General features: G+C 51.1%; 16 protein-coding genes. 6 read left to right on the forward strand and 10 right to left on the reverse strand.

The features are described 5' to 3' along the window. Positions 1-59 precede the first annotated feature (59 nt). The 4 genes from ACR0KL_RS22285 to ACR0KL_RS22300 are packed head-to-tail and all read right to left on the reverse strand — an operon-like array spanning position 60 to position 3,902. Positions 60-1,115, reverse strand: coding sequence for an ABC transporter substrate-binding protein (locus ACR0KL_RS22285; RefSeq protein ID WP_480777532.1), 1,056 nt, complete (start codon positions 1,113-1,115; stop codon positions 60-62). Then, a complete protein-coding gene (locus ACR0KL_RS22290) occupies positions 1,112-2,227 on the reverse strand; it encodes an ABC transporter ATP-binding protein (RefSeq protein ID WP_170642951.1) in 1,116 nt (371 codons plus the stop codon). The genes ACR0KL_RS22285 and ACR0KL_RS22290 overlap by 4 nt, the downstream gene beginning before the upstream one ends. Before the next feature lie 20 nt (positions 2,228-2,247). After that, positions 2,248-3,042: an ABC transporter permease gene (locus ACR0KL_RS22295; protein ID WP_170642952.1), complete on the reverse strand. Its 795-nt coding sequence runs from the start codon at positions 3,040-3,042 to the stop codon at positions 2,248-2,250. Next, a complete protein-coding gene (locus ACR0KL_RS22300; RefSeq protein ID WP_170642953.1) occupies positions 3,039-3,902 on the reverse strand; it encodes an ABC transporter permease in 864 nt (287 codons plus the stop codon). The genes ACR0KL_RS22295 and ACR0KL_RS22300 overlap by 4 nt, the downstream gene beginning before the upstream one ends. Positions 3,903-4,096: 194 nt before the next feature. On the opposite strand from ACR0KL_RS22300, the gene ACR0KL_RS22305 reads away from it, so the two are divergent. Further along, positions 4,097-4,738 (forward strand): TetR family transcriptional regulator C-terminal domain-containing protein, encoded by a 642-nt coding sequence (locus ACR0KL_RS22305; RefSeq protein ID WP_480777533.1) that lies wholly within the window; start codon positions 4,097-4,099, stop codon positions 4,736-4,738. Between the two features lie 232 nt (positions 4,739-4,970). On the opposite strand, the gene ACR0KL_RS22310 is transcribed toward ACR0KL_RS22305, so the two are convergent. The 3 genes from ACR0KL_RS22310 to ACR0KL_RS22320 form a co-directional block, all read right to left on the reverse strand. After that, a complete protein-coding gene (locus ACR0KL_RS22310) occupies positions 4,971-5,678 on the reverse strand; it encodes an IS6 family transposase (protein ID WP_170681728.1) in 708 nt (235 codons plus the stop codon). 103 nt (positions 5,679-5,781) lie between these two features. Next, positions 5,782-7,248: a SpoIIE family protein phosphatase gene (locus ACR0KL_RS22315; protein WP_170642956.1), complete on the reverse strand. Its 1,467-nt coding sequence runs from the start codon at positions 7,246-7,248 to the stop codon at positions 5,782-5,784. A gap of 25 nt (positions 7,249-7,273) precedes the next feature. Then, the gene (locus tag ACR0KL_RS22320) at positions 7,274-7,651 is read right to left on the reverse strand and encodes a hypothetical protein (RefSeq protein ID WP_170681726.1); all 378 of its coding nucleotides are present in this window, start codon (positions 7,649-7,651) and stop codon (positions 7,274-7,276) included. A 120-nt stretch (positions 7,652-7,771) separates the two neighbouring features. Here ACR0KL_RS22320 and ACR0KL_RS22325 point away from each other — a divergent pair, with 120 nt between their 5' ends. From ACR0KL_RS22325 to ACR0KL_RS22335, 3 genes are read left to right on the forward strand one after another with little or no spacing between them, the layout of a single operon-like run. Further along, positions 7,772-8,326, forward strand: coding sequence for a SiaB family protein kinase (locus ACR0KL_RS22325; protein ID WP_170642958.1), 555 nt, complete (start codon positions 7,772-7,774; stop codon positions 8,324-8,326). A 10-nt stretch (positions 8,327-8,336) separates the two neighbouring features. Beyond that, entirely contained in the window at positions 8,337-8,726 is a 390-nt protein-coding gene (locus ACR0KL_RS22330) for a DUF1987 domain-containing protein (RefSeq protein ID WP_170642959.1), read from the forward strand. Continuing rightward, complete coding sequence (locus ACR0KL_RS22335) at positions 8,723-9,781, forward strand: adenylate/guanylate cyclase domain-containing protein (protein WP_170642960.1); 1,059 nt, start codon at positions 8,723-8,725, stop codon at positions 9,779-9,781. Before ACR0KL_RS22330 ends, ACR0KL_RS22335 begins: the two co-directional genes overlap by 4 nt. A 429-nt stretch (positions 9,782-10,210) precedes the next feature. On the opposite strand, the gene ACR0KL_RS22340 is transcribed toward ACR0KL_RS22335, so the two are convergent. Then, a complete protein-coding gene (locus ACR0KL_RS22340) occupies positions 10,211-10,738 on the reverse strand; it encodes a hypothetical protein (RefSeq protein ID WP_480777534.1) in 528 nt (175 codons plus the stop codon). Positions 10,739-12,523: 1,785 nt separating this feature from the next. On the opposite strand from ACR0KL_RS22340, the gene ACR0KL_RS22345 reads away from it, so the two are divergent. Beyond that, on the forward strand, positions 12,524-13,213 hold the full coding sequence (locus ACR0KL_RS22345; RefSeq protein ID WP_170644446.1) for a hypothetical protein: 690 nt from the start codon (positions 12,524-12,526) through the stop codon (positions 13,211-13,213). A 74-nt stretch (positions 13,214-13,287) separates the two neighbouring features. After that, a complete protein-coding gene (locus tag ACR0KL_RS22350) occupies positions 13,288-13,536 on the forward strand; it encodes a ParB N-terminal domain-containing protein (protein WP_039524390.1) in 249 nt (82 codons plus the stop codon). Here ACR0KL_RS22350 and ACR0KL_RS22355 read toward each other — a convergent pair. Both ACR0KL_RS22355 and ACR0KL_RS22360 read right to left on the reverse strand, forming a co-directional pair. After that, positions 13,528-14,541 (reverse strand): fatty acid desaturase, encoded by a 1,014-nt coding sequence (locus ACR0KL_RS22355; protein ID WP_174839946.1) that lies wholly within the window; start codon positions 14,539-14,541, stop codon positions 13,528-13,530. The genes ACR0KL_RS22350 and ACR0KL_RS22355 overlap by 9 nt on opposite strands. Before the next feature lie 72 nt (positions 14,542-14,613). After that, on the reverse strand, positions 14,614-14,820 hold the full coding sequence (locus ACR0KL_RS22360; RefSeq protein ID WP_170328727.1) for a cold-shock protein: 207 nt from the start codon (positions 14,818-14,820) through the stop codon (positions 14,614-14,616). Between the last annotated feature and the right edge of the window lie 508 nt (positions 14,821-15,328).

Below are 15,328 nucleotides of genomic sequence, written 5' to 3' on the forward strand. Positions count from 1 at the left end.
CGTGGGAATGGAAGGATTTCTACCTCCCCACCATTCCCGGGTGTGTTGTAAGAGTGCCCTTAGAAGCCAGCTTTAATGCGCTCGAATTCCTTCAACATCTTGGCCTCCAGCTCGGGGTTAACAGCGTCAAAGAACAGGCTGCCTTCAAAGAAGCTGTCCACATCCGAAAACCCGTAGGTTTCGATCAGCTCTGGGTCTGCCTGTGCAAAAGCGTCTTCGTTGGCGTGGGCGTAACCCCAGCTTTCAATAATGTATTTACCGCTTGCCACAGAGCTGAGCGCGTTCAGCATGTCATAGACTTGCTCATCCGACTGCTTGGCAGATTTCAGATGCACATAGCCGCAGACCCAAGTCGCGATACCTTTGTCTACATCACGCATCATGACCGCTGGCGTTTCGTTCCAGATCAGGTTCAGTTCCGATTGGTTCCATCCCCAACCCAGCGTGACCTCACCGCTGGCAATTGCCTGATCCAGTTGGCCGGCGTCAGACCAATAAAAGCGCACGTTCGGATGAATCGCGCGCAGGTAGTCCGCCGCTTTTTGGAATTCCTCGTCACTCATATCGGTATAGCTGGAGGCGCCGGTTGCCAATGCCGCCATTGCAAAGGCACTGGAAGCGGCGTCCGGAATGGCGACTTTGCCCTGATATGCAGGATCGGCAAGCAATTGCAGCGAAACGTCATCTGCCGAAATCATATCTGTTCGATAGATAAGACCAGTATTGCCCCATTCGAACGGAACCATGTAGGTCTGCCCATCAATGGTGATGCCATCGACCTCTTTGATCTTGGGCATCAGCTTGTCCCAGTTTTCCAGCTTGCTGGTGTCAATCGGCTTGATCATGTCTGCCGCTACCCACTTTCTCAGGGCATCCGTGCAGGGATGGGCCAAATCAGCTTCAAAACCGGACTGAAGCTTTGTGAACGCTTCTTCCACGCTGCCAAAATAGGTGTAGCTAGGCGCGCCGCCGTATTTTTCGACATAGTCGCCGTAAAAGCCCTGATCCTCATATCCGGACCAGTCAAAAACGGTCAGATCAGCGGCGTTCGCCAGAGTTTGGCTGGCGGCAAAGGTGGCAACTACTGCTGCCATAAGTGATGCTGTTTTATTCATTTGTCTCCTCCCAAAGATTCACGTTTACCCAAGTCAATCACCGAGGCGCTTTGAACGCCAAGCCAGACGGTATCGCCGCGCGTGTGATCGACCGTGTGAAAGTAGTTTGGTACTGCGACGGCGATACTGTCTTTCAGACCATCGACGCGCACATAATAGTGGACACTCTCTCCATAAAAGGCGACGTCCGAAACCTCGCCCTGAACAAGAGCATCGTACCCATCCGGCTTTTCCGCACTGATTTCCAATTGCTCAGGACGAACGCCGACAAGAAGTTCCTTGTCATGCACCTGGACGTTGGGGTTCACCCCGATTTCCATCTTCCCTAAGCCCTTAACGTTGACTTCAAACGTTTCAGCATTCTCTGCAGTCACTACGGCATCCAGAAAGTTCATTCCACCGATGAAAGAAGCCACTTCCCGGTTACACGGTTGGGAATACAGGACCTCTGGCTTATCCACCTGCTTGAGCTGCCCCCCAAACATGACGCCAATACGGTCGGACATGGTCATCGCCTCGTACTGGTCATGCGTGACCATTACAAAAGTTATTCCAAGCTTCTGCTGAAGGCGGCGCATTTCCAATTGCATCGCTTCGCGCAGATTCTTGTCCAACGCAGATAAAGGCTCATCTAGCAGTAAAACCTTGGGTCGCATGACGAGTGCGCGGGCGAGCGCTACTCGTTGCCGCTGACCTCCCGACAATTCGTTGGCCTTACGGTCCTGCAGGCCGCCCAGTTCAACCATCTCAAGCGCCTCGGCAACGCGTTCTTTAATTTCCTGCCGCGAAAGCTTGGTCTTGCGTAATCCGAAGCCAACATTGTCGCCGACATTCAGGTGAGGAAAGATCGCATAACTTTGGAACACCATATTGGTGGGACGCTTGTTCGCAGGCACCTCTCCCATCGTTCGACCATCGATCCGGATCTCGCCTTCTTCGTGATCTTGAAAACCCGCGATGATGCGCAAAGCCGTCGTCTTGCCGCATCCCGAAGGGCCAAGCAGCGAAAAGAACTCACCCTCTTTCAAGGTCAGGTTCAGATCGGACACAGCCACAAAGGAACCAAAGCGTTTTTCGACGCCCTGAATTTCGATGATGTTCTGTTCGCTCATCTTATTCGTTTCCTTTGGCTTCAATCTGACGATTGGATGGAACGGCGGCGGAAGTATTCGGCGATCAACAACAGCAGCACCGAGGACAGCAAAAGCAGCGATCCTAGGGCCAACGTGTTGGGCAATTTTGCCGGGAAGCGGATCTGGCTCCAGATATAGACCGGCAATGTCGGGCTGTTCCCGGATAAGAAAAAGGCCAGGACGAACTCGTCAAACGACACCGTAAACGTGACCAAAAGGCTGGCGACAATACCCGGCGCTACGATTGGGAGGGTAACACGCCGAAACGTTCCCACGACGCTTTCACCAAGATCGAATGCAGCCTCCTCCAAGGACTGGTCGAAATCGTCAAACGCAGATTTCATGATCGACACGGAAAATGGCAACGCCACGAACACATGCCCAAGGATCACGGTGGCCAGCGATGGTTTCAAACCGATGCTGATGAACAGAACCAGCATCGAACTGGCCACGATGATGCCGGGAATGACCAGTGGAAGCATGACCAGTCCCTCAGACAACTCACGCCCCGTGAAACGATACCGAACGTAAGCGCGAGCTGCGAAGAGACCCAGAGATGTTGCCATCAGGGCAGTCACGCTGCCGACGATCAACGAGTTTACCATAGCCTGTAACAGCGTGTCCTGCTGCCCCAACTGTGCGTACCACTTCAACGTGAAACCCTTTAGGGGGAAGGCTACGATAGTTCCGTCGTTGAACGAAAACAGTGGCAATAGCAAAACCGGCAGGTAGAGAAACACCAGATAGGCAATCGCATAAACCAGCAACCATGAGAAACGAAATGCCTTGGTCATCTGATCCTCCGGCCCAATGCGGTGACGACCACCACGAACAGGATTGCAACGCAGCCGACCGAAAGCATGGCAAGAAGAGACAGGGTTGCACCCAACGGCCAGTTATTGGCGGCACCAAACTGCACTTGGATCAAGTTCGCCACCATTTTGCCCTGCGATCCACCGACTAAGGCCGGAGTGACGTAATCGCCCACCGTTGGGATGAAAATGATCAGGCAGGCCGCAATGACCCCCGGCACCGTCAGAGGCAGTGTCACGCGAACGAACCTTTCAAGCTTGTTGCAGCCAAGGTCGGTTGCAGCCTCCAATAGGCTGCGGTCGATCTTTTGAAGCGATACATAGATCGGCAGGATAGCAAACGGTGCCCAGGCGTGGGCGAGCGTAAGGACAACAGCGAATTCGTTGTAGAGCAAGAATGTCAGCGGATCTTGTATCAAACCAAGTGAAATCAGCGCAGAATTCAACACCCCATTGAAGCCAAGGATTAGTTTCCAGCTGAACACGCGCAGAAGGTAGCTGCTCCAAAAGGGAATAGTGATCAGCAACAGCCAGAGGGTCTTCTTCTTTGTTCGAAACGCGATGAAGTATGCAATCGGATAGGCCAGACAAACCGTTGCCAATGTCACCGCGCCTGCAATTGCGACCGAACGGAACATTAGGTGTCGAACCAATGGGTCGGTAAACGCCTCTTGGTAGTTTGCCCAAGTCAAGGTCCGGTCGATCTCGACATAGTTCTGGGTCCAAAAACTGTATGCGACGAGAATGCAAAGCGGCACGGCGACGAGCAGACCGACGTAGAACGTCGCAGGTGCGCTCAGTGCGAGGCCCTTGCCCGTTTCACTTCGTAGTACTCCGGCCATGCTTCCCTGCTGAACTTTGCTTTTTTTTGGCGGCGCGACCATGTCGATCACAAAATGGACAATCGTCCATTTAAATCTGGAATTTTTGGACTAGTTGTGTCAACTGATAAATTCGCAACCGGGGATGGCCAATTTCACACTGGCCGTTAGAAGGGACCGCAAGAGACTGAAAACAAACAGAGCCGCCTGATCCAATGACTGGAAGACGACAAGAAATACGCGAGCGAAACCGCCTTTCCCTGATCGAGGCAGTACTCGACTCGGTCGCAGAAAAAGGGATTTCCGAAACCTCCGTCAGTGAAATCATTCAACGCGCCGAGTTGTCCCGTGGCATGATTCATCTTCATTTCGGTGGCAAGGACAACTTGGTTGACGAAGCCGCCCGCTACTCCTCCGAACAATACTACAACGGAATTTACGACTTGTTGGAAACGACCGGGCAAACCGGACAGGAACATATTGAGATGATTGTTCGGGGCGACTTAAGTGAAACCATTCTCAATAAGAAAAACGTTTCCATTTGGTACGCGTTTCGAGGCGAGGCCCGAAACAGAGCAGCAATCGCTGCGTTTTCAGATACCCGCGACGCTAAGCTTCGGAACCTAGTTTTCAACGCTTTCGCTCGAATTGCGAAAGAAGCCGGAACCGAACACCCTAATCAAGTTGCTAGGGACGCTACACACGGCACACTCGCCATGCTGGAAGGCATGTGGACCGATTACCTACTCCACCCGAATTCATTTGACCGCGACGAAGCGATGAGAATTGTTTTTCGTTTTCTGCGGGCGATGTTCCCTAAGCATTTTGACCTGAGCGGCGCTTTGTTGTCTGAGTAAAGCTTGAGACAGGTTTCCTATCTGGCTGCTTTAGAAGTGGACAATACCCATCTTCCAGTCAACATGATATCAGCGCACATTGGACGCAAAAAGTACAATTGAAGAAGCTGCCAAGTGCTGTCAGAAAAATTCTGAACCAGTCTCAGTTTGCTGCGAAAACCGCGCACCTATCTGCTGCTGGTGCTGTCAGACAAATTCGAACCAGTCTCAGTTTGCCGCGGAAACCGCGAGCCTACCCGGAATAAAGTTGACGCCACTCGGCGAGAGCGGCGGTGCGTGTCAGCTTGAATGTATCTCTGCTGCTTAGCGATCTTTCCTGGTTGAAGTGGTTGTATACGGAGGAATGGACGGAAGCGAATTTCTGCAAACTTCGCATGCGCCTGAAACGCTGCATCGCGCGTTCGCGTCGTCGAAACGGCAGGTGCGAATTCTCGACTCGGTTGTTGAGCCACCTGCCCGTCTGTTGTTTTTCGAGCGCGCCCATTTCTCTGAGCGCAGCCTTGTAGGAAGCGAAGCGATCTGTGACGATCTCTTCTGCGCAACCATGTCTCTTCATCAGTTTCTTGAGAAATTTCAGTGCTGCAGCCTTGTTTCGGCGCTTGGTGACAACTGCTTCCAGCACTTCACCTTCGTGATCAACAGCCCGCCACAGATAATGTCGCTTGCCATTCACCTTTACGAAAACCTCGTCCACGTGCCACTTCCATCTGGAGAACGCACGCAGTTGCTGACAACGCTTTCGTCGGATTTCAGCTGCAAACATTGGACCAAACCTGTTCCACCAATATCGGACTGTTTCGTGGCTCACGTCGATGCCTCGCTCGTGCAACAGATCTTCGACATTCCGAAGCGAGAGCGGAAATCGGATGTACAGCATCACCGCAAGGCGGATGATCTCAGGGCTGGTTTTGAAGTACTTGAAGGAGGCAGGTCTGGTCATTCCTAAATGCTATGCAACCGCCCTGCCCCGCTCAAGCAAAGTTCTTCTGACAAGACCGTTATGACGATAGTCTGGCGACCCTAAGTTTGCCGCAAAAAAAGACTTAGTCTATTTTTGACACAGGGCGAAAAGCAATCACTGTCAAGTCATCCATACGCTCTTCATTCTTCATATAGTCTAGGAACGCAGCGTCGATGGCCTTTAAAAGCTCTTCCGAATTTGACCAACTATCTTGTTCAACTATCGCCATTAATCTTTGAATACCGAAGGCTAAACGCTTTTTGCCACCCAATTGGTCGATTAGACCATCAGTGGAGATAACCAGGTCTGTGGCTTTGTCCAATTGGATTTTGTGCTCGACGAACTCTGGTTCATTTGGGGTGTCCACATACCCAATGCTCTGTCTGTCACCCCGGACTCGATCGACTCCGGCCGTAGATTTAACCAACAAAGACATATGCGCCCCTGCAAACTTAGCTATCCCTTTGCTTGAATCGATCTGGCAAATAGCGGCGTCCATGCCGTCATTGGAAGTCGCGAATTTAGTGTCCTGATTTAGGAGCGCGCGGGTCAAGTCGCTCAGCTTCGATAAAGCCGAAGCGGGACTGAGCGTATCGTTTTCAAAGTAAAGCCGCTCGAGAGTTGCGATTGCCAGCATGGTCATGAAGCCACCGGGGACGCCGTGCCCAGTACAGTCAATTACGGCGAGCGTCGAAATCCGACCTTCGGATCTAACCCAGTAGATGTCCCCGCCAACTATATCGCGAGGTTCCCATTTGACCGCAAAATCTGCAAAGGCCGTCTGGCACAAACTTGTCGTAGGCAACAAACCTTGCTGAATCCGCGTGGCATAGTTTACACTATCGACGATCTGGCGGTGACCATCACGGATTGCATTTACGCGCTCGACCTCCCGATCCAGCATAGAGTTATAGCTTTGAACAACCTTGCCAATCTCATCTTCCGACTGGTATGGAACCGTCTGCGGGTCATCGTATAGCTCGAACCGTTCAATGGCTTTCAACATTTGGCTGAGAGGCCTGTTGATAAGCCATAGAAATGCAGCAGCGCCTGCTAAGATCAACGCGAATCCTCCGAGAATTCCCAGAAGAACCACAACTCCCACTTCTGTTTGTAGCTCGTTGTTCAGGATCTCCTGATCAATTCGCGCCAACATCGTAGTCGGCCCTGCAACCGTCGGAACGGAAACGATGATATCCAAACCAGATTTTTTTATCCGGTCACAACCTATGGCAGGCCAGGAAGCCAGTGTTTCTGAGCTTCGCTCTAGCTTCTGTTCAGCGCAAATTACGTAAGGAAAACCCGAATAGACGGCCAGCAGGCTCTTCGCTTGGGTAAGGTTCCCTGCTTCAACCAATTCAGCCAACGGGCGCGCAATACGATTGGCAATCGTTGCCATTTCCGCGGCAACCTGATCCGTTTGAGCTTGCCTTTTGAATTCATAGTAGAAAAGAAGCACAACGGCATTCAACATACCCCCAATCAGGAGGGTCGTCAGAATATGCTTTAGAAAAATTCGCCGCTTTACAAAGTTCCTGAGTTTACGCACTAAACGCCTCTACAGTGTTAGGCATCTAGTTTCCGATGTTCTTCATCGCGGCCTGAAGAGCGCCACGGTTATTTACGATCATCTGTACAACCTTGTAGTCACCTGAAACTTCACGCACCAAGAAGTCTGCGGTCACTGTGTCGCCGCCTTCAGTTATCATTTCAGAGCAGACGAAATAGTCATTTCCCGCAGGAATAACCATGGGGTGAACGTTTGCAGGGTATACGGTTTCAATCGCGTTGGTGGTCGTGTCCAGATAAGTGTAGGCACCGTCGACCATAACGCCATCGACATGCGCGATCATGGCGGATTGAAGCTTTGCCTTAACCTCAGTCGGAATGTCGGCCGCTGCAGCCGGACCGGACAATAGTATCACAGCGACCACACAAAATTGCCTAATCATGCTAACCTCCACACTAGTAATCCTGCATAATTGATACACTAAAAATGCATAAATGTGTATCTTATGATATTAAGGCCTGGATTGAACTTGGTGCTACCCAAGCATGATCAAGGGGAACAAATGCTTGCAAGCGAAGTCTACGAACTACGTGCCAACCTGCGCGGACAAGGCGTTGTTTTTGCCTACAGCGGGTATGTAACCGAGGGTATTCTTAGTGGTGTTGGCGATGCATTGAAGCAGAAGTTGGTGTCAGAAGATGCGGACACCAAAACGCTTCGCAGCGTATTCGCAGTGTTTGTAGAGCAAATGCAGAATATCATCAGATATTCGGTTGAACGGCTGCCTGCTGACGGTGAGGCTGAGGTGCTGGACATAAGTTACGGCATCCTGACCATCGGGAACGAAGCTGGCAACTATGTCGTTCATGCTGGGAATCTGATCCTCTTAAACGACGTCGATACCATGCGAAGCCGTCTCTCAGAACTGCGTGATATGAGTCGAGATGAACTCAAGGCCGCGTATAAGGACCAGCTCCGATCCGAAGCCGTCTCTGTCGGCAACAGCGCGGGCATCGGGTTAATCGAAATTGCGCGCCGAGCGTCAAGACCAATCGAGTTTGATTTTATGCGAATTGACGACAAGCACGCGTTTTTCGCACTCAAAGCAACGGTTTAAGAGGGGACTTATGCAAAATATTGAAATCCCGGCAACAAACCGTACTCCGACGGTGGCGTTTGATTTTGACGCGGGCCACCTCAGGCTGATTGGAGAGTCCTATCCAGAGGACGTTACGACCTTCTTCAACCCCTTGTTTGATGCTCTGAAAAGGTGGTTGTCAGAAGGTTCAAGTCGTGACTGTCGCTTTGATTTCGAACTCATTTATTTCAACTCCTCCAGCGCTAAGGCGATTATGATGCTAATGGAGCTTTTGGACTCCGCCGCAAAGGCGGGGAAAAACGTCGAAGTTTGCTGGTTTCATGATCCCGAAGACGAAACCATGGAAGAGCTTGGCGAAGAGTTTGGAGAAGATCTGAAGTACGCAAAATTCACGCTGAAGAAGTTGTTCGTTAGATGACCATCGACGATCTTTTCGCCCGAGAGAAAGAGGCTTTAGAAGTCGCGGAAGCAACTTTGAACCGCGGTCAATTCTCTAATTTAGAGACGCGTAACTCAATTAAAAACCTTATTGAAGAATACAGGAAACTGCTCCGAACTACGCGACGAATGATGCGATTGAGCGATCGTAACGAGCGGGAACTGAATGCATTGGCCGAAAATCAGCGCATCGCAACCGAGGAAGTTACCCGGAAAAACCAAGAGCTTGAGGCGTTGTCAGGAAAGCTCGCAAAATACCTATCGCCACAAGTCTATAATTCAATCTTTTCCGGTCGGCAGGAAGTTAAGCTCGCCAGTCAGCGGAAGAAACTGACAGTGTTTTTCTCGGACGTAGCTGGGTTCACAGAGCTCACAGATCAGATGGAGTCGGAGGACTTAACGCAACTTCTGAACAGTTACCTGACCGAGATGGCACAAGTCGCTCTGGCCCACGGCGCGACAATAGATAAATTCATCGGTGACGCGATCCTCGTCTTCTTTGGCGATCCAGAGACTAATGGGGTGCGGGAAGATGCCTTAGCGTGCGTGAGAATGGCAATCGCAATGCGAGACAGGCTGACCGAACTGCAAGCCGAATGGAGGCATCAGGGAATATGGCAACAGTTGCAATGTCGGATTGGTATCAACACAGGCTTCTGTACGGTGGGAAACTTTGGAAGTGAAGACCGTATGGACTACACCATTATTGGTGGGGCTGTGAACGTTGCCTCAAGGCTCGAGCACCATGCCGACGAAGGGGAGATTTTGATTTCTTACGAGACTTGGGCTCACGTCAACGAAGAAATAGAGACCGAAGAGGTTGGGCCCATCCGGGTTAAGGGGGTAGCTCAACCCGTCATTACGTATCGTGTCTTGGGTCGAAAAGGGGCGAAATCACGCCCCGAAGAGGTTACGTACAGGAAGCCGAACTTTCAGTTGTTTTTCGACCCAAACTCCATGACATCTGACGAGCGCGCCGAGAGCGCGGAAATATTGAAATCAGCGCTTGCATCAATCCGCGGCTACGATGCCTGAGATGTGAGTGGATTGGCTTAAAAGTTGCACCGATTATAACACTTCGAACCTCACGTACACAAAGCTTTTTGGGCCGCTGCAAGTTAGCATTGTGGAAACTTTCTAAAAAGAGACTTCCAATCAGCCATTTGGTAGTATGAGGACTCCCAAGTGATCGGCTTCAAATCGGTCAAGTTCTTAGTACGGATAAACTAAAATAGCTGATTGAACTCAGAGCCATCGTTCACCGCCGGGCAATAGGTTAAAGTCAACTGAGTGTCTGCATCGGGTTCGAAGCAGACGCACGACAAATTTGACTGAACGACCGCTAAGCGGACTTTGCAGCCATCCGCATTCTTAATTCAAAGGACCGCAGTCAGCCCAAAGCGGACCTTCGCAACCAAGCTTTGCAAATTCCGAAATGCCAACCGAACAGACCTTTGTCCGAGGCTACACCCGATACCAGTTTTCAACTTCTCGAGCGGCTGCTTCGACTGTAAAGGTAGTCTCTACCTCTGCGATTGCGTACTTTACTTCGTCTGAGCTAGCACTGAGTTCTAAGACGTTCGCATCCAGATCATGGGCTGATCCGGCATTTGAATAAATCGTATCGACCCCAATTCTAATGGCGTTTCGATGTTGCAGTAGGTGCTCAAAAAACCGCAAATAAATCATCTCCTCGTACGGAGAATGACTGTCCGCTTCAGAGATCAAACCCAATTCTGCGGCCTTGGTACACGTCAAACGCCAAGCCAGTTCCATTGTCGATGGAGGCGCATCTCTGGCCTCATCAGGGTGTATTGGGTTCGCAAACGTAGACCTTCGGATGGCTTCGAGATTGGCGCGCAAACTCTTTGTAGGAACAGGATAGATGAAGGTGGTTGCCTCGGATGCTAAGGCTGGTTCAACCTGATCCGGCTGCGCCTGGATGAACTCGGAAAACCTGTTTCCGATGATAGGGACTTCACCGACAATCATGTCAGTGGGATCGGTAGTCTCTGTCAGCCATCGCGCTAGGGCTCTCCGGCCCCACAATCCGGCTGCCTTTCGGATCAACGGATGAGTTCCATCTGAAACATCTGGGTACTTTGCGAGTATGTCTTCGGTCTGAAACGCCGCGAGTCCTGTATCCCACCGCATGATATGTACGCGTCGTCCCAACGAGACCGAAATGGATATTTGCTGGCGCAACAGAAATGACTTTCCAGACGCTGGTAATCCAGTGAAGAAAACCATACGGCAACGACGTGCAGCGTCGGCGAGGTGTTTTCCAATCTCAGTGTCCGCAAAACTGTCGATAGAAATTGCGAATCTCCTAGTTCGGTGTCGGCAATAGGCCGGCGCGGCGAGCGTTCACCACCTCCAAGATTGTTGCCCAAGAAATCCGGCGATTTCACAGACGAATTGTCAACCTAAATTGCCCCAAAGTGAATTTTGCCTCTCAGTTATTCTCTTAACCACCTAATAACTCGCCGGTCTCAAAAATTGACCATTCCGCAGCACACGCTTCTTGACGAGCGTGCGTCCTTGACTCTTCACAGACTAGGAACGACAAGAGTGCATTGGTAAAAAATTACTCGCCGCCGCGATGCTGCCGGTTACGATAATCCAATGGCCTTCAGACTAATTGTAGCATGTGCCTCAGCATAGGAACGGGTTTCGCTGGGGTCTTCGCTATGAGCTCGTTCCTCGCAAGCATTCGCAACTGTCACTTGACATGCTCCAGTCATCTCGTGACCCATGAAAGAAGGCGCCGTATGAACAGCACATGGCTCATAAATTGCGTGCTTAATGACCGATAGATCAGGTCTCAGGTTCCGTTTCAATCAGTCGTTCATCGTGTTTACGCGCTGCATTCTTTGTTTGATCCCGACACTTTTGGTGTTGCTCACAGGAACGAAGCTTCCTGCTCAAGTCGCCAGCAATGCCGACGGATCTGTTTGTGACGAAAGTTTCGATAACAAGAACGGATCCTGTCAAAGAACGGACGTACCAGAAAACGCATATTTGACCGGCAGTGCCTTTGGTCCAGTTTGGGAATGCAACCATGGATTCCAGCGTGTTGGAGATCTTTGTGAGGAAATAGCAGTTCCCAATAACGGATATCTTGCATCGACCGGAGATCGATGGGAGTGCAATCGGCTGTTCCAGCGTGTCGGAGAAAAATGCGAAGAATTGATTGCGCCTCAAAACGGGTACGTCGAAACCCGGTTTGGCGCGCAGGAGATACACTGTGACTGGGGGTTTCGCAAGGAAGATCAGGATTGTGTTGCGATTAGTGTCCCAAGCAACGGTCGTCTGAGCGACAAAAGAAGCTCAGAAGGATGGGTATGTCTCAGAGGTTATAGGGCAGCGGATAGCGGCTGTGAGCCTGTGGCAGTTCCGCAGCATGCGTACCTTGCACCTGAAACCTATTCCGGATGGAAATGTGAACGTGGTTTTCGCGCAAACCGGGACAGGTGCGTTGCGATCCTTGTGCCTTCAAACGCTCATTTGAATCGAAGAGGTGATGGTTGGGAATGCAATCGGCCGTTCACACGACAGAACGATACGTGCACCGAAAATGTGCCGCGACAATAGGTTAATGGAAATCAATCTCGCCCGACATATCCGGAAGGACCAAGCCGTGAACCACAACTCGATAGACGAAAACTTGGGCAAAATGCTCAAAGCCGAAAAGGCTCATCGCAGGTCCTACATAGTTAAGATGTTTATCGCGTTAGCGGTTTTTGTTGTGGCGATAGTTGTAGTGGTGTTTCTCTGATGCGTAAAAATGCCCCTCAAGTAACCCTTCCGGCTTCAAAGACGTCAGCTCGCGGTCTGGACCAAAGAGCATTTCAGGACCGCAGTGTTCGTAAAACGCAGAACGCTGACGTATCTGGTGTGATTGAAGAAGAGTTCGGGAAGTACTTGATTAAGGCTGGTATTCTGAGCGGTAACAGCGTTGCGCGCGCCTTCCCCAAGCCACCAGCTAAAACGCAGGCAATGATTGCTGATGCAGTTGGTGAAACACCGGCATTGGCCATTGAAGCCTTGAAAGAAATTCTCGAAGAACGAGACAGGACGCGTAGCGGTCAACGCCGATTTGAGGGAAACTCCGGCACCCTTGTTCCCAGTAAAAGAGAATACGTCGAGGCATTGCGCCAGATCAGGCTCACCCCTGCGCAGGTTACAATACTCAAAGCACTTACAATCGCAGGCAAGGAAGGTCTGACCATTGGTCACTTGTCTCAGGCAGCCGGTTACAAATCGCGCGAGGCGTCCATCAAAGTTTTCAAGAAAGTCGGACTATTGATCGCAGAATATCTGGAACTCGAACTTCCCGAAGCTGGATCGGCACAGAATGATGGCGCCGCGCAGGTTTTGGCATTTTCTCACATCGAAAGTGAAGATGAGCCAGCAATCTGGATTATGCATCAGGAACTGCGCGACGCTGTTCGTTCGGTTCTATGACGTACATTCCAGACCCAGCTCTTGTAGCGAACTTTGAACCGGAACAAATGCACGAAAGGTTGCTCACGTAGCTTATGTTGGAGAAAAGACCATATCCGCTCGACCTGATCTATGTACCTGTGAAACGGGCGAAAACGCTTGATCAACAAAAAGTTCTGACGTTGGCCGAAGATATCCTGAAGAACGGCCAGAAGACCCCGATACAGATACGCTCGGACAACAAGAGGTTCGTGCTGATTGAAGGCCTTCACCGACTAGAGGCCATTCGCGCCCTGGGTGGTGATACGGTCGAAGCCTATCTGGTACGCGCCAGACTACACTAAATGCCTATTGGAATTGGCGTTCGACAAAGCCTCGGAAAATGTCAGCAGACGTTGACTTCTTTCATCCCAAAGATGCAATCGTGCACAATGAAAGCTCTCATATAGAGTAATACGCTGGCAGTTTTCCAACTCAGAATGGTCACGCAAAACTTCGTTTAGCCGATAGAACGGTATGCGGCTGGCGAGGTGGTGAACATGGTGCACACCAATGTTGCCAGAGAACCACCGCAAGATGCCAGGCAAGGCATAGTGAGAACTACCATAGAACGCGGCGTTCTGAAGGTTCCAGCCCTCTTCCCGGTCCCAGGTCGTGTGTTCGAACTGGTGTTGAATGTAGAAAAGCCAAATACCAATCGATGATGCGACAATCACGGTTGGCAGGAAAACACACGCCACCACCTCAAAGCCTCCGGCCCATAAAATCAGAGCCAAGAACCCTGCAATTGCGGCGTTTGTTCCCATCGCACTTGCCCAATACAGCCAGCCCGACCGCATGAAGCCAACAGGTAAGCGGTATTGAATAAAGAACGTATAGATCGGCGCAACACCGAACAGGAAGACGGGGTTCCGGGTCAGACGATACGCGGCACGCCCGAACCAATTCCGTTTCAGGTATTCCTCAATGGTCAATGTAGGGATGTCACCCATACCACGCCGATCAAGGTTACCGGTTGAGGCATGGTGAATCGCATGGCTTTGCCGCCAAACGTCATAAGGTGTAACGGTAAGAGCACCCAGAACCCGGCCAGTCCAATTGCATGCGCTGCGGCTTCTAAAGAAAGATCCATGACCACAATCATGCATGATGATGAAGATACGGACCAGAAATGCGGCATTCAGGATGGCCAGCAATATTGCGATCCAGACGCTAAATGACAACGCAAACCACGCTAGGGCCCATAGCGCGAATAAGGGGAAAACAGTGATCGCAAGTTCAAAAACACTGCGCTTCGCATCGGGCACACGGTATTGCGCGAGCACCCGCGTCCAGTCTTTAGGTTGCAACTTACTTGGTCTCCGACGGCCTATTGTCGCCCATTGTTCAAACGGGCACCCTTATGGGGTGCCCGCAAAAGGTCAGGCGAGTGCCAGATTGGCGGCGCTTTCGCGTCCGTCACGGCCAGCCTCGACGTCAAAAGTAACCTTTTGGCCGTCTTTCAATTCGCTAAGGCCGGAACGTTCAACCGCTGAGATATGCACGAACACGTCGCGCTTGCCATCTTCAGGCTCGATAAAGCCAAAACCTTTGGTTGAGTTGAACCATTTTACTGTGCCATTTGCCATGGTGGAAGTCTCCTAATACGTGCCGCCCGCATCATTGCGGCGACTCGGCGTGGTCGGTCTGAATCGAAAGACTGAACGCCGAATTGGGGAGACAGCAGGTCGAAAAAGAAAAACGTAAGCTTCGTGTATATGGACTTCGACTACGCACGATACAAGCCTTGATGCTTTGGCGGACAACAGAGAATTTGAGCCTGTCTGGCTTAGAACTAGGCAAGTCGAGGTGAAACCGTTGCTCTTCGATCCAAACTTGAAGGTGGCTTGGGTCAGCGGCACAGAAGACTAACGATCATTTTTGGGATATTAACCTGCTGCATACGAGACAGCGATAAGCGTCCGTTTTGGTGCCTTAGCGAGACTTTGCAAAGTCCGCTTTCTGCGCATAGCCGCCGTCGATTGATCGCGCAGCATCGGTCACTATGGGCTCGAAGCAGTCATCCGACAGCTTTAGTCAAAGGACTGTTTTGCGGATGCAAGCGGTCATTGGGGCCGCTTGCGGGATAGATAGAGG

Source organism: Ruegeria sp. C8 (genome assembly GCF_056537565.1).

Bases quoted from the DNA above. Each gene is read 5' to 3' on its own strand.
- ACR0KL_RS22285 (WP_480777532.1), bottom strand. From the start codon at position 1,115: ATGAATAAAACAGCATCACTTATGGCAGCAGTAGTTGCCACCTTTGCC.
- ACR0KL_RS22290 (WP_170642951.1), bottom strand. From the start codon at position 2,227: ATGAGCGAACAGAACATCATCGAAATTCAGGGCGTCGAAAAACGCTTT.
- ACR0KL_RS22295 (WP_170642952.1), bottom strand. From the start codon at position 3,042: ATGACCAAGGCATTTCGTTTCTCATGGTTGCTGGTTTATGCGATTGCC.
- ACR0KL_RS22300 (WP_170642953.1), bottom strand. From the start codon at position 3,902: ATGGCCGGAGTACTACGAAGTGAAACGGGCAAGGGCCTCGCACTGAGC.
- ACR0KL_RS22305 (WP_480777533.1), top strand. From the start codon at position 4,097: ATGACTGGAAGACGACAAGAAATACGCGAGCGAAACCGCCTTTCCCTG.
- ACR0KL_RS22310 (WP_170681728.1), bottom strand. From the start codon at position 5,678: ATGACCAGACCTGCCTCCTTCAAGTACTTCAAAACCAGCCCTGAGATC.
- ACR0KL_RS22320 (WP_170681726.1), bottom strand. From the start codon at position 7,651: ATGATTAGGCAATTTTGTGTGGTCGCTGTGATACTATTGTCCGGTCCG.
- ACR0KL_RS22325 (WP_170642958.1), top strand. From the start codon at position 7,772: ATGCTTGCAAGCGAAGTCTACGAACTACGTGCCAACCTGCGCGGACAA.
- ACR0KL_RS22330 (WP_170642959.1), top strand. From the start codon at position 8,337: ATGCAAAATATTGAAATCCCGGCAACAAACCGTACTCCGACGGTGGCG.
- ACR0KL_RS22335 (WP_170642960.1), top strand. From the start codon at position 8,723: ATGACCATCGACGATCTTTTCGCCCGAGAGAAAGAGGCTTTAGAAGTC.
- ACR0KL_RS22340 (WP_480777534.1), bottom strand. From the start codon at position 10,738: ATGATTGTCGGTGAAGTCCCTATCATCGGAAACAGGTTTTCCGAGTTC.
- ACR0KL_RS22345 (WP_170644446.1), top strand. From the start codon at position 12,524: ATGCGTAAAAATGCCCCTCAAGTAACCCTTCCGGCTTCAAAGACGTCA.
- ACR0KL_RS22350 (WP_039524390.1), top strand. From the start codon at position 13,288: ATGTTGGAGAAAAGACCATATCCGCTCGACCTGATCTATGTACCTGTG.
- ACR0KL_RS22360 (WP_170328727.1), bottom strand. From the start codon at position 14,820: ATGGCAAATGGCACAGTAAAATGGTTCAACTCAACCAAAGGTTTTGGC.